At 69.8% G+C, this 13,399-nt stretch carries 10 protein-coding genes and 1 tRNA gene; 5 read left to right on the top strand and 6 right to left on the bottom strand.

The annotated features are described in order from the left end of the window. Nucleotides 1-162 precede the first annotated feature (162 nt). The 3 genes from lysA to ACFYOV_RS04315 form a co-directional block, all read right to left on the bottom strand. Complete coding sequence (gene lysA, locus ACFYOV_RS04305; protein ID WP_389082649.1) at nt 163-1,563, bottom strand: diaminopimelate decarboxylase; 1,401 nt, start codon at nt 1,561-1,563, stop codon at nt 163-165. 28 nt (nt 1,564-1,591) lie between these two features. Further along, nucleotides 1,592-2,866: an ArgS-related anticodon-binding protein NrtL gene (gene nrtL, locus ACFYOV_RS04310; protein WP_389082651.1), complete on the bottom strand. Its 1,275-nt coding sequence runs from the start codon at nt 2,864-2,866 to the stop codon at nt 1,592-1,594. 374 nt (nt 2,867-3,240) lie between these two features. Next, entirely contained in the window at nt 3,241-3,744 is a 504-nt protein-coding gene (locus ACFYOV_RS04315) for a response regulator (RefSeq protein ID WP_389082654.1), read from the bottom strand. Nucleotides 3,745-3,900: 156 nt separating this feature from the next. On the opposite strand from ACFYOV_RS04315, the gene ACFYOV_RS04320 reads away from it, so the two are divergent. Continuing rightward, a tRNA-Arg gene (locus ACFYOV_RS04320) sits at nt 3,901-3,972 on the top strand. A 114-nt stretch (nt 3,973-4,086) separates the two neighbouring features. On the opposite strand, the gene ACFYOV_RS04325 is transcribed toward ACFYOV_RS04320, so the two are convergent. Continuing rightward, on the bottom strand, nt 4,087-4,836 hold the full coding sequence (locus ACFYOV_RS04325) for a transposase family protein (protein WP_389082656.1): 750 nt from the start codon (nt 4,834-4,836) through the stop codon (nt 4,087-4,089). A 1,491-nt stretch (nt 4,837-6,327) separates the two neighbouring features. Between ACFYOV_RS04325 and ACFYOV_RS04330 the strand changes: the two genes are divergently transcribed. After that, nucleotides 6,328-7,044, top strand: coding sequence for a hypothetical protein (locus ACFYOV_RS04330; protein ID WP_389082659.1), 717 nt, complete (start codon nt 6,328-6,330; stop codon nt 7,042-7,044). On the opposite strand, the gene ACFYOV_RS04335 is transcribed toward ACFYOV_RS04330, so the two are convergent. Beyond that, nucleotides 7,035-9,737: a CHAT domain-containing protein gene (locus ACFYOV_RS04335; protein WP_389082661.1), complete on the bottom strand. Its 2,703-nt coding sequence runs from the start codon at nt 9,735-9,737 to the stop codon at nt 7,035-7,037. The genes ACFYOV_RS04330 and ACFYOV_RS04335 overlap by 10 nt on opposite strands. A 91-nt stretch (nt 9,738-9,828) precedes the next feature. On the opposite strand from ACFYOV_RS04335, the gene ACFYOV_RS04340 reads away from it, so the two are divergent. Beyond that, nucleotides 9,829-10,533 (top strand): NUDIX hydrolase, encoded by a 705-nt coding sequence (locus ACFYOV_RS04340; RefSeq protein ID WP_389082664.1) that lies wholly within the window; start codon nt 9,829-9,831, stop codon nt 10,531-10,533. Nucleotides 10,534-10,885: 352 nt separating this feature from the next. Here ACFYOV_RS04340 and ACFYOV_RS04345 read toward each other — a convergent pair whose 3' ends face one another. Then, the gene (locus tag ACFYOV_RS04345) at nt 10,886-11,155 is read right to left on the bottom strand and encodes a DUF6223 family protein (protein ID WP_389082666.1); all 270 of its coding nucleotides are present in this window, start codon (nt 11,153-11,155) and stop codon (nt 10,886-10,888) included. Nucleotides 11,156-11,568: 413 nt separating this feature from the next. On the opposite strand from ACFYOV_RS04345, the gene ACFYOV_RS04350 reads away from it, so the two are divergent. Both ACFYOV_RS04350 and ACFYOV_RS04355 read left to right on the top strand, forming a co-directional pair. After that, nucleotides 11,569-12,696, top strand: a complete 1,128-nt coding sequence (locus ACFYOV_RS04350; protein ID WP_389082669.1) for a sensor histidine kinase — start codon at nt 11,569-11,571, stop codon at nt 12,694-12,696. Further along, nucleotides 12,693-13,379 (top strand): response regulator, encoded by a 687-nt coding sequence (locus ACFYOV_RS04355; protein ID WP_389082672.1) that lies wholly within the window; start codon nt 12,693-12,695, stop codon nt 13,377-13,379. Before ACFYOV_RS04350 ends, ACFYOV_RS04355 begins: the two co-directional genes overlap by 4 nt. The last annotated feature ends 20 nt before the right edge of the window (nt 13,380-13,399 follow it).

Below are 13,399 nucleotides of genomic sequence, written 5' to 3' on the forward strand. Positions count from 1 at the left end.
ACCGGCAGAACAGGAGATCTTCCACCGGCCACTCTGGCGGAAACTCTCCACCGGCCGGTCCGGCGAAGACCCTCCACCCCCCGATGTGGCGGGAACCCTCCACGCTCCGATCCGGCGAAGACCCTCCACCCTCCGATCCGGCGGGAACCCTCCGCCGCCGGACTACCCGACGTCGAGACGCAGGAGATCCTCCTCCGTCTCGCGCCGGACGATCACCCGCGCCTCGCCGTCGCCGTCGCCGCCGACGGCGACGACGGGCGGACGCAGGACGTGGTTGTAGTTGCTGGCCATCGACCGGCAGTACGCCCCGGTCGCGGGCACGGCAATGAGGTCACCCGGCGCCAGGTCCCCCGGCAGGAAGGCGTCCCGCACCACGATGTCCCCGCTCTCGCAGTGCTTGCCCACGACGCGGCAGAGCGTCGGCTCGGCGTCCGAGCGGCGCGAGACGAGGGCCACGCTGTACTCGGCGTCGTACAGCGCGGTGCGGATGTTGTCCGACATCCCGCCGTCGACGGACACGTAGGTGCGCAGCCCCTCCAGCGGCTTGACGGTGCCGACCTCGTACAGCGTGAAGGCGGTCGGCCCGACGATGGCGCGTCCCGGCTCCACGGAGATGCGGGGCGTGCTCAGGCGCGCGGCCTCGCACTCGCGGGTGACGATCTCGGTGAGCGCCTTGGCGATCTCGTGCGGCTCGCGGGGATCGTCGTCGCTGGTGTAGGCGATGCCGAGCCCACCGCCGAGGTCGATCTCGGGCAGCTCGATGCCGTGCTCGTCACGGATCTCCTTCAGCAGGCCGACCACCCGGTGTGCGGCGACCTCGAAGCCCGACATGTCGAAGATCTGCGACCCGATGTGCGAGTGGATCCCGATCAGCTCGAGCCCGTCGAGCTGGAGCGCCCGCCGCACGGCCTCCGCGGCCTGCCCGCCGGCCAGCGGGATGCCGAACTTCTGGTCCTCGTGGGCGGTGGCGATGAACTCGTGCGTGTGCGCCTCGACGCCGACGGTGATACGGATCTGCACGCGCTGCCGCTTGCCGAGCTCGCGGGCGATGTGGGCGACGCGGACGATCTCCTGGAAGGAGTCGAGCACGATCCGCCCCACGCCGACGCTGACGGCGCGCTCGATCTCGGCCACGGACTTGTTGTTGCCGTGGAAGGCGATGCGGTCGGCGCGCATGCCGGCGGAGAGGGCGGTGGTGAGCTCGCCACCGGAGCAGACGTCGAGGTTCAGCCCCTCCTCGTGCAGCCACCGCACGACGGCCCGGGACAGGAACGCCTTGCCCGCGTAGAACACGTCGGCCTCGGTCCCGAAGGCGGTGCGCCACGCCCGCGCCCGGGCCCGGAAGTCGGTCTCGTCGAGCACGTACGCGGGCGTCCCGAACTCCTCGGCGAGGCGGGTGACGGGAATCCCGCCGACGGTGACCACCCCGTCCTCGTCCCGGGCGACGGTCCGGGCCCACACCTTGGGGTCGAGGGCGTTGAGATCAGCGGGCGGGGCGGAGTAGTGCCCCTCGGGCAGGACGTCGGCGTGGCGGGGCCCGGCGGGGTGTGCGGAACGGCTCATTTCTTCGGTGGCTCTCTTCGCTGGCTCTTCAGAGGTGGTCGGGTGCGCCGATACCGAGCAGGGACAGGCCGCCGGCCAGCACCGCCCCGGCGGCGTCGGCGAGCGCGAGCCGGGCACGGTGGGCGGCCGTGGGTTTCTCCTCCCCGAGGGGCAGCACGGAGGGGAGCAGCGGCAGCACGGCATCGGCGACGGTGACGAGGTGCCGGGCGACGCGGTCGGGGGCGCGGTGGGTGGCGGCGCTTCCGACGACGCGGGGATGGTCGGCGAGCCCCTGAAGCAGCCGATGGGCCACGGCCCCCGTGAGGGGCCCCGGCTCGGGACCGAACCCGAGGTCGGCGGCATTGCGCAGCAGCGCCCGGGTGCGGGCGTGGGCGTAGCGGACGCGGAAGAGCGGGTTGCTCTCACGCTGGATCAGGTGCTCACCCGGGATGCGGGGCGGGTCGTGCGGGGCGGGGTGGAGCAGCGCCCAGCGGGCGGCGTCGCGGCCCAGGGGGAGCGGGCCGGCGGGGCTGGGACGGACGGTGATCGGGGGGCCGTCGGCGCCGATGGCTTCGGCGGTGATGCCGCCGGTGCCAGTGGCGTCTGCGGCAGTGCGGTCGGTGCCGGTGCTGCCGGTGGCGGTGCGGTCGGTGCCGGTGCTGCCGGTGCCGGTGCGGTCGGTGCCGGTGCGGTCGGTGCCGGTGCGGTCGGTGCCGATGCTGCCGGTGCCATAGCTGTCGGGGCCGGTCCTGTCGGTGCTGCCAGTGCCGTAGCTGTCGGTGTCGCTGGCGGCGATGACATCGACGGGGAGGAGGCCCAGGGTGGTGACCCACTCGGCCTCGGGCGTCCGTGCGCAGCTGGTGCGGACGAGGGCGCCCTGGGAGCGCAGGATGCGGGAGAGGGCGTCGAGGTGCACCAGGGCACGGATCTCGTGGGGCGCGTGCAGCCGGACGAGCTGCCCACCGAGTGCGTCACTGTCCCCGTACCGGACGCCGCGCCGCAGAATCTCCCGGACGAGGGAGACACCCGACGACGCCTCCAGGCTGATGTTGAGGAACCCCGGCCCGGTGACGACGACGTCGGTGATCCCGGCGGTGCGGAGAAGGTGGGGCCGGAGCACCTCGGCGACACGGAGGGGCGGCTGCTTGGCGGGCCGGGCCAGCTGGAGGGCCACGCTGGTGGCGTAGTCCCCGCACCCCCCGGGCCCCGGAGGCGCCACCACGACCCGCTCCGGAACCTCCCCGACGTCCACGCTCAGCTCCCCATCGTCGACAGCACGACGCACCGCGCGCAGCACGGTGCGGGAGAGCTCGACGGGGGTCACGGGACAAGCGTAGGGGAGGAGGGGGGTGGGTGGGCGAGCCGGTTTCGGGAGGTCCCGGGATGTGGACGGGGGCGGGGGCAGGGCGGCCGGGGCGACAGGGCGACAGGGCGACGGGGCGACGGGGCGACGGGGCGACGGGGCGACGACGGAGGGGACGACGCTCGTACGACGACCGTCGAGGTGGTGACGATATGCGGTGGCGACGATCCAGGTGGGGACGCCAACAATGCGACGACGACCGTCATGACCAGACCGATCGACGACGACCGACTGGAACCACGCAGACATGAGCGACGACCAAGGACGATGACTCACATGCGGCAACTCGGCGACTCGGCGACTCACCCATCGGTACCTGACCGCGGCCGCTGCTCTCACCCGCCGGCGTGACCCACGACACCGAACCCGGACCGACCACCTTCACCGTCGCCAGGCCCGTCCCGCACAAGGCGCCGCCGCTGCTCGATGAGCTGCTTCACGAGCCGTACGAGCTCCCCGGGCTCGAAGGGCTTCGCCAGAAAGGCGTCGATGCCGACATCGAGACCACTCTCGACCTCGTGCTCCGTGCAGGCACTGACGATAGCGACCGGAAGATCACGGGTCCGGGGATCGGAACGCAGCCGGGCAGCGGTCATGAGCCCGTCGAGCCGAGGCATCACGACATCGAGGGTGACGAGGTCGGGTCGCACGTGATGAACGACTTCCAGACACTCGGCACCGTCGGCCGCGGTCACGACCTCGATGCCCTCCAGCTCGAGGTTGACCCTGATCAACTGCCGGATGACCTTGTTGTCGTCCACAACAAGCACCCGGCCCGACGTGCCTGGCACAACTCGAGAGTAGGTCGGGACCGGCCACCGCGTCCGGGTTTTCCCCACTTCCGCCCCTCGAAGGGGGCGCAGGCACCCACAGGCCGACACCGCTGCCGTGGCCGGGCACGACCACCCCTCCCCCGACTCACGGAAACGGGTTCCTGACCACCCCACCGGAACTGGTAGTGTTCTACCCGTCGCCGCGATCACCGCGACCGACACGCCCCCGTAGCTCAGGGGATAGAGCAACGGCCTCCGGAGCCGTGTGCGCAGGTTCGAATCCTGCCGGGGGCACTCGCCAGTCAGGCAGCAAGAATCAAGCTCTGACCAGCGCGAATGCCGACTTAAAAGAGCGGGAGTCAGTCTCACTGACTCCCGCTCTTTCTCGTTGCCTCTCAGTGAGCCTCTTCAGCGTTGCCGCTCCAGGGTGAGAATGGCTTTGGCGATTGATGTCATGCGGTTGGGGCTGCAGCGGGACCTGCGGAAGATCCGCCAGGACTTCAGGCAGGCCACGCCGCGCTCAACCGGTGCCCGTGCCGCGGCCAGGGCCCGGTTGACGGTCTTCTCGGTAGGGGTGAGTTCCCGCAGGGGCCTGCGTTTGATGCCAGTGGTCAGCCAGGGGCCACCGCCCTGGTAGGCGAGATCGGCCAGGATGGGGACGCCCTGGCGCTCGCAGATGCGGATGATCCGGTGGGTGCGGGCGGCGGTCAGGTCGTGGGAGCGGCCCGGCAGCGCGGGCGAGAGCCACAGCAGCCGGCGGTCCGGATCGGTGACGACCTGCACGTTCACCCCGTGCCGGCGGTGCTTGTGGGAGTAGTCGGCCCGTCCGTTGCCGACCCGGTCGCACTCGGCGAGCGTGCCGTCCAGGAGGACGAAGTCCGGATCCTGCTCACGTAGGACCTTCAGCAGGCCCGGTGCACGGTCGGCGAGGAGGCCGATGACTGCGCTGGTGTAGGCGTGGGCGGTGGACTCGCTGATCCCGAACCCGGTAGCGACCTTTGCCAGGGTGGTGTGCTCGCGCAGGTATACCAGTGCCACCATCGCGCGCTGGGACGGGCGGAGCTTGCAGCGGCGGTCACCCTCACGGGTGACGATGAGCATGGTGACCCACTCCACGAGCGCATGTGGCAGGTCGAGTGCGGCAGGATAGATGACCAACGAGGCCCCTGAGCAGCGTGGTTGAGACGTCAGACATCTCGATCAACTGCCCGGGGGCCTCGCTCGTTGCGCTTCACGGACCGTCACCCGATCGGTGGCCCGCTCGAAGAAGCTCAGTGATCCCGACTGGCCGTCACGGAAGGGGCGGGCGGGCCAGCGGGCCTATCTCGAAGAGTGCGGCGCCATCGAAGCCGCCATGGACATGTTCGAAGACGCCTGGGTTCGATACGAGGCATACCGGGCGGCACTAGACGATGCCTGATCTAGAGGGCGGTCCGGGGGACTCGGGCCGCCCTCGCAGCTATGCCTCCGTCGTCCTCCAACGCCTTTGCGATCTTCGCGTTGGCCGCTTCCTCATGGCCGTCGATGCAGCCGTGGTAACAGCGGTGGGTCACCTCGGGAGAGTTGCCGACCCGCCGGGCAACCTCAGCGATCGGCACCTGGACGCCCGGCCAACGGCGAGTCATTGCGCTCCGGCGGGAGCGCGTACTCCCGCGCTTCCTCCCACACCCGCCAGTAGGTAGAAGAGCCGACCACTCCCCCGCGCTCGTTGCCGAGCAAGCGCCCTTCCTTGGCGGTCCCGAACTCCTTCAAGTGATCCCGGAAGATGGCGATCAAGGCTGGTGGGATGGGAACCGGACGGTCAGTGGACGCCTCACGCGCCTTCAAGCCCCGCCGGTCGTGGCCCTCCCCGGAATCGGTCCATTGCTTCCCAGCGACGGGGCGTGTCTCCCGCAGCGTCAGAGTGCCCCAGCCCTTGCCTGGCAGGTGGCAGTCCGACAGCCGTAGCCCGACCGCCTCAGCGGGCCGGAGCCCCGCGTAGTACAGGGCCGCCGCATAGAAGGCCACCAGGCGCCGCCCGCGGCGGCGGTTCCACGAACCGACGTAGGAGACGGGCTGAGCAACTGCCGGGCTGGTCTGCGTTCACTAGGACGCGCGGGGCCATGACGTCATTGGAGCCGACGCGCTTCCGGCGGGTCCGCTGAAGCGGGTTCTCTGGGAGCTCCCCGGTAGCCACAGCGTGTTCGAGAAGGTGTCTCCCGCAGCCGGGGTGCCGTGAGGGGCCGGCGGCATGAGCGCGCTGTGTGCGATTGCGTCATCGCCTCCGGCAGCGCGGTCGGCTACTGTGCCGTGCCCTCGGTACCGAGTCGTGTCGGACCGGCATCCTCGTCCTCCGCTTCGGGCGTCACAGCGGGACCGTGGGGTCCCTCAGTCCGGGGTGAGCAGTTCGCCCCGCCTCGCTGTCATCGTCCCCGTACGATGAGTAGTCGTTCGAGGGGCAGGGCTGTGTGTCTCGCCTCCATGCCGGGCCATGCGAGCCACACCGCGGGCCTCGGTGATCTGCCGGTCGCAGTCGACGCCGGTCGAACGAATGGTGCGGCTGGTTGCTGCCTGCCGGACGGACGATGCACGCCGGGCAGCCGACCGGGCCACGGCACGGCTGAGTTGATTGGGGGACCTATGCCGGTGCATACGCGCTACACAGGTGAGTTGCGTGACCACTTCGGATACTCGGCGACCTGGCTGCCGACGGTCGGTGTCCGCCTCGGAGACGTCGGCCGGCTCACCGGATACGTCTACGATCACCTGGGGTCGCTCCAGGACCACGGCATCGGCTTCCGGACCCGGAAAGAGATTACGGAGGGGTCCCTCAGTTACGTGTCGACGGAAGGGGTCCGCATTTCGTCCAGGGCTCATGCGGACGTGCAGGCACTCGGCTCTCCCGTCAGCGGCGGGATGCTGTCGGTGAGCTTCGCGAGCGAGGGTGCCGTCCTCTTTCAGGCGGAGGGATGCGTGAGCGAGGTGATCGATGGCCAGAGGGAAGTCGAACAAGAGGTCCTGAAGTTGCACGAGCGTGGTGCCTGGCCGAAACACGCGGTCGTCGTGACCGAGGTCGTGCATGCCGCTAGGGCCACCATTCTGATTGCCGGAGGTGCCGACGCCACGATCGAGCTGCGCGGCGCTGCCGATCTGGCCGGACTGGCCGCAGCGGGTTCCAGGTTGGAGGTGGCCAGCCAGCAGAACATTGCCACCCAGATCGTCGGAGAAGGCAACCTGACTCCGCTGTTCCGCGCGAAGGGAGTGCGCAAGCGCCTTCTCGGACGGGCTGACGTCGTTCGTCGCGGCAATGGGAGGGCACCGAATCCGAGTGTGCGGCTCAAGGAGATGGACTACGCGGACTTCGCGGATGTCGATGGTCAGAGGTAGAGACTGAGGGGCATGTGCTCCACCATCGTCTCGAAGTCGTCCCCGTGCTCACGAGCGACGTCACGGTAGGTGTCATGCAGGACTTGAACGACGTCGAAGGTCCGGGACGAGGTGGAGACAGCGGCGCGGCTGGCCGCGAGCACGGTGCGGCCGGTCTCGACCATCGCCGAGTTGAGCACACTCCACAGAGGAATGCAGACCGCTCCCGCACCCGCCGCGATGAACGTCCTGAGGAAGCCGACGACGTCGCCCCCTCCGGTGTGTTGTGCCTGACCCGCGAGGCATGCCCCCACGATGGAGAGCTTGTTGCGTGGCAGTCGGAGGCGCAGCGCCACGTCGTACTGTGTCAGCACATCGTCTCCGCCCAGCTCGAGGGAAGGTCCGAGCTGCCCGAAGGACCGGTGGTAGCGGCCGTGACCGGCGTAGACGAAGAACTCCGGTCGGGCCTCGGTGATCGCCGCTATTCCTGACCAGTCCGCCTGGTGCAGGCGGACGTGTCCGTTCAGCCGGGGTGGTCTGTCGCCGGCGATGAGCAGGCGCTCGGCCGGCCATCCCGTGCCCACCAGCTCGTCACCGAAGACGGGGTCCTCGTATCCCTGCTCGTTCTGGTCGACTGATGGCTGACCGGGGTCCGCGACAATGATCGCCGCAAGGTCGTCGTCCGGACCCACCGGCTGGCGCTTCAGCAGATGACGTCCCCTTCCCACGAACGCTGTCGCGCTGACCGACTGCGACATCGGCACCATGGCGGCGAGAGGAAGCGTGTTCGCTCCCGGGGGCGACGCAGTGTGCAGGGGGAGCGAGAAGAGTTCATCCACCGGAATGATGACAAGGTGGCTGAGCTGTCCGCTCGCGTTGATCATGTCCCATACGGGTGCCAGGAGCAGTCTCCAGATCCTCTCACTTTCCTCCTTGGTGGGTGGGTTGTGGATGTCCAGGCCCTGTGCGAAAGCCCGCACCTCTTCGTAGGGAATGCCCTTGACGCAACCCAGCGTGCCACCGTGAAAGACGAAGGCGCCCAGGTGTGCTGCTCTGCCCGGCCCGTAGGTGAAGTAGCGCACGATGCAGGTTCCCGGGTTGTTCACGGTGAACATCCGTACGCGGTGGGTGATTTCCGGGTCGTGGGGCGCGCTCTCCAGTGGTCGGTGCAGGAACTGCGTCTCGAACTCGGTCTCTCGAGCGGCGAGCGTCGCTCGGACCGCCGCCTCCTCCTCGGAGGAGGCGTCGCGGAGCCCGGCACGACGTAGGGGCAGCCGTCGTGCGCGGATGCCCGCGGGCTGCGGTTGGCTCGGTGGTGGGGAGACGTGTGCGGGCCGCGAGGCAGCTGGGCGCTCCACTGCTTGGGCCAACCGTGGGGGCCGGCCCAGTCGGGGAAGGTTCATATTCGACAGGAGGTCCAGGAGTTCCCGCGCCGAGGCCTCCTCGGTGAGGGCGAAGGTGCTTTCCAGCTTGTTGGAATCGGGGGTGTCGTCGGCCAGGAGGTTTGCCACGCGCTCGAGGAAGTTGGGCCTCACTGCCGTCGCGTAGGCACGCTTGTAGGCGGGTGTGGCCACGACGCGGCGCACGGTCCGTGCCATGTCGAGGCGTTGTGTGCCGGCTTCTTCGAGCAGGGCCCGGTACTGGTTGGGGTCGGTCCTGCCCAGAGTGCTCGCGAGGTTCCGCACGAGCTCGTCGAAGAATTGACAGGAGTAGTTTCGAAGGTCTATGTCGATTCCGGCGATCGCGCTGTCACCCGAGTCGTCACCGAGGACAGCGATCAGGTCGCGCAGCATCGTAACGCCCTCGATGCCACCCCGCAGTCTTGCCAGGTTCTGGCGCGCGATCAACTGACCGCGACGCCACTCGCCCTTCTCGAGTTGTTCGTAGAGTTGCACGGCCTTGTCCGGCTCGCAACGGGCCTGATGGTTGAGGGACTGACCGATTCGATAAGCGTCGCGCAGGCGTACAGAAATGGCCAGTGATTCCCGTGAGGCCGCGAGAGAATCGGCGACGTTGCCCAGTTCGCGGTGAGCGACCGCCAGGTTGTGCAAAACGCTGGAATGCCCTCGGAGGTACTCCTCGTCTCGGCCTTCTGCGTTTCCCTCGTTGCTTGCCGAGGGGCTCGGTAGCTCCTGCACAAGGCGGGCCTTGACGTCCTGCAACTCCTCGACCAGGTCGGCCAGGCCGTTCTCCGTGAAGACACCGCCATACGTCTGCTTCATCTCCTCGAAACGCGCCCGAATGAAATTGCTCTCAATGTCCGGCAGGCACCACCAGAGGTGATGACGTGCAGCGATCTCTCTGGCCGCCTCGAAAGACATACGAGCACGAGCGAAGCTACCCAGGCGGTAGAGGATTTTGCCCGCGCCGTCCAACCATCGCGCTGCCACGTAGGGGGGGAATGTGTCTGCCGGGTCGACCGACCCCGTCGCGCATTCTTGCGCCAGCCTCTCACTCATGCCGCGGGACAGGCTGACGAGTCTGAGGCCCTCCAGAAGGTCGTACTCCACATCCGCCTGGACGATGGCGCACCAATAGGCACCCACTCGCACGGACGCAGGCCATCGGGGACTGAATGCCTCCACCATCCGCAGGACACCGATGGCATAACGATGCCGCAGGGGTACGTCGAATTGAACGTCGTAGCGGGCGATGAGGTCAGGTACGTTCTTCTCCTGGGCGCCGGCCCAGCCTACGATGGCGTCACTGAACACGGAGCCCCCCCAGATCACGAGTATCCGCCAATCTAGCATTTTGCGGTACACGCAGGACGCCGTTTGTGAAGCTGACCGAAAAGGATCGTAAATGGACAGTCGGGCCAGGCTGACGCGCTACCAGCAGATCCGTGAGGCACTACCGGATCTCTTCGTCAACCCGCCCGACGCCCCCGTGGAGATCCTTACGGATACCGAAGAGATCGGTGAGGCCGAGACCGAAGCCATGCGGCGCAGTGCTGCGCACGGCCATCCGCCGGAGTGGGGTCATCTCGGGGTCGTCTTCGAGGATCCGTACGGCATCACGCTCCGTGACGCCGTGCGCGGTCCGAACGGGCAGAGAGGGACGTACATCCGTCGCATCAACCCCGGGAACGCGCCCGGGGTGGTGATTCTCCCCCAGCATCCGGACGGCATCATTCTCATCCGGCACTTCCGGCACAGTACTCGAGAGTGGCACCTCGAATTTCCGCGTGGCTTCGGAACCCCAGGCGGGCGTCCGGACGCCGATGCACGGCGTGAACTGCTGGAGGAAATCGGGGCCCGCGCCGACACACTGACCTCCCTCGGAGTTGTTCATCCCGACACGGGGCAGACGGCCACCAGCGTGCACCTGTACCACGCCGAGATCAGCGAATACCGCCTGGCCGACGAGGACGAGGGCATCGGAGCCGTCGAGCCGGTGAGCCCCGGGGAACTCACCGACCTGATCCGAACCGGCACCGTCACGGACGGCTTCACCATTGCCGCTTACACAAGGGCGCTCCTTCAGGGGCTGCTTCCCACGCCGGACTGAGGCGTGCGGCTCGCGACCCTGGGCGTCGAGCAGCAAGGCAAGTGGAGCCCGTGCTGCCGGTCCTACGGGGCTCGGCGCACCTCAGCCCTTGGATCGGAGCAAGGGCGTCGAAGGAGTTCCGTTCGCCTCAGGATCCGACCGCCACTCGGACCAGTTGGTGTGCAGGAACGCGGACAAGGGGTGCCCGGCCGGAGCGATGCGCCGCCGGCGCACAGGTGAACGACTTGGGTGATGAAGCCGTCCTCCGACTCCCGTGATGAGGTGGCCTGTTGGGCGTTCGCGCGCTTCACCCGGTCGCGCGGTGCCCGACCTGGCGTGGTGGTTGCGGCCCCCGGTGCCCTGCGCCGGGCGGTCAGCCGGTCGGGCCGGTGCGCCCGAGGCGGCGGGAACGGGTCAGGGCACGGCCGCCGAGGGCCGTCGCGATCAGGCCGAGGATCACGGCCACCACGCCGCCGCCCAGGCCGTTGCCCGTGCCGAGGCCGCCGTCGGCGGTGGTGACGACCAGGGTGCCGAGGGCGATGCCGATCAGGCCCGTGGTCAGGGGGACGACGGTTCCCGGGCGGCCGGGGCCCTGGCCGGGGCGGCCGGTGGGGCGGGTCAGGGACAGGGCGCCGACGATCACGCCGGCCAGGGCCAGGAGGGCGGCCGGTGGGGCGGGTCAGGGACAGGGCGCCGACGATCACGCCGGCCAGGGCCAGGAGGGCGGCCGTGCTGGAGATCAGGCGTCCGGAGGTCAGCTCGTAGGCGGCGAGGGGCAGGGTCGAGGCCTGCGCGGTCTGCGGTGCGGCGAGCAGAAGCAGTGGGGTCGGCATGGAGGGGTCCTTCGTCGTCGGACGGTTCTTCCGGGTACGTCCGATCATGGGGGCGGGCCGTTCCCCGGTCGTCCGGCGGACGCAGTCACTTTGCGCTGCCGCCGGTGCCGCATCCGGCTACCGCGGGCGGCGTAGACGTGGTGCGGGTACTGCGGGCGCGGTAGGCGGACGGTCGTTCGTGAGCGGGACTCGGGCCGCGGCGGGGGCGGGCTAGGGTGCGCGCATGGGCAAAGGACGCTCCGGTGTGCCGGCCGGGGTCATGGACTGGATGATCGCCGTCGGAGTGGCGGCGGCGCTGCTCGTCACCGGGTTGTCCGGGGAGCGGCCCGGGGGGCAACTCGGGTTGCTGGGTCATGCCTTGCTGGTGGGTGGTGGTCTGGCGCTGGTCGCACGTCGCCGGGCTCCGGTGGCCGTGCTGGTCGTGACCGGGCTGTGTGCGGCGGGGTATCAGGCGGTCGGTTTCGACGTGCCCGCCGTCGCCTACCTGTTCGCGGTGTACGCGGCCGTACGGGCCGGGCACCGTACCGTCGCGGTGGTGGCGTCCGTGGGGTTGCTGGCCCTGCTGCCGCCGGCCGCCCTGGCCTCGGGGCTGCATGACACGGGAGAGGCGTTCGCCCGGGCCCGGGGCGCGCTCGAGCTGGCCTGGCTGATCGCCGCCGGTGCCGCCGGGGAGGCGCTGCGGCAGGCGGAGCGGCGGGCGGACGAGGCCGAGCGTACCCGGGAGGAGACCGCCCGGCGCCGCGCGGACGAGGAACGGCTGCACATCGCGCGGGAGTTGCACGACTCGCTGACCCACCAGATCTCGATCATCAAGGTGCAGTCGGAGGTCGCCGTCCATGTGGCCCGCAAGCGGGGCGAGCGGGTGCCGGACGCCCTGCTGGCGATCCAGGAGGCCGGACGGGAGGCGAGCCGCGAGCTGCGCGCGACCCTGGAGGCGCTGCGCGACGACGACACCGCGCCGCCGCACGGGCTGGACCACATCCCGGAACTGGTGGAGCGTGCGGGGCGGGTCGGCCTTGCGGCGACGCTGACGGTCGAGGGGCCGCGGCACGACGTGTCGGCCGCGGTGGGCCGGACCGCGTATCGGATCGTGCAGGAGGCGCTGACCAACGTCGTGCGGCACGCGTCCGCCGCCACGGCCTCCGTGCGGATCGACTACCGGCCGGGGGCCCTCGCCGTCCGGGTCGACGACGACGGCGAGGCCACGCCGGGCACGGTGCCGGCGCCCGGCATCGGGCTGCTCGGCATGCGGGAGCGGGTCACCGCCCTCGGTGGGCGGCTGCGGGCCGGGCCGCGCGACGACCACGGTTTCACCGTCCAGGCGGAACTCCCCGTGGACGTGACCCCGTGATCCGGGTCCTGCTGGTGGACGACCAGCCGCTCATCCGCAGCGGGTTCCGCGCGCTGCTCGACCTCGAGGACGACATCGAGGTGGTGGCGGAGGCCGGTGACGGCGAGGAGGGGCTGGCGCTCGCGAGGGAGCGGCTGCCGGACGTCGCGCTCGTCGACATCAGGATGCCGGTGGTCGACGGCATCGAGGCGACCCGGCGGATGGCCGCGGATCCGGCGCTGGCCGGGGTGCACGTGGTCGTCCTCACCAACTACGGCATGGACGAGTACGTCTTCGAGGCGTTGCGGGCGGGCGCGGCCGGGTTCCTCGTCAAGGACATCGTGCCGGACGACCTCCTGCACGCGGTGCGGGTGGCGGCGCGCGGGGACGCCCTGCTCGCGCCGTCGATCACCCGGAAGCTGATCAACCGGTACGTCACCCAGCCGCTCGGCGCGGGCACGGGCTCCGGGGCCGGGTGTGGGGAACTGGAGGGGCTGACCGGCCGGGAACGCGAGGCCGTCGCCCTGGTGGCGCAGGGGTTGTCCAACGAGCAGATCGCCGACCGCATGGTGATCAGCCCGGTGACCGCGAAGACCCACGTCAACAGGGCGATGACCAAGCTGCACGCCCGTGACCGTGCACAGTTGGTGATCCTCGCCTACGAGTCCGGGCTGGTCACGCCGCGGACGCCGCCCACGCGGTGAGCGCGGCGGGGCCAGGCACC

The organism is Streptomyces sp. NPDC005931, assembly GCF_042871235.1.
In the GTDB taxonomy this organism is placed as follows: Bacteria; Actinomycetota; Actinomycetes; order Streptomycetales; family Streptomycetaceae; genus Streptomyces.

Excerpts from the sequence above, each read along its gene's own strand:
- lysA (WP_389082649.1), bottom strand. The coding sequence starts at position 1,563 with ATGAGCCGTTCCGCACACCCCGCCGGGCCCCGCCACGCCGACGTCCTG.
- ACFYOV_RS04340 (WP_389082664.1), top strand. The coding sequence starts at position 9,829 with ATGGACAGTCGGGCCAGGCTGACGCGCTACCAGCAGATCCGTGAGGCA.
- ACFYOV_RS04350 (WP_389082669.1), top strand. The coding sequence starts at position 11,569 with ATGGGCAAAGGACGCTCCGGTGTGCCGGCCGGGGTCATGGACTGGATG.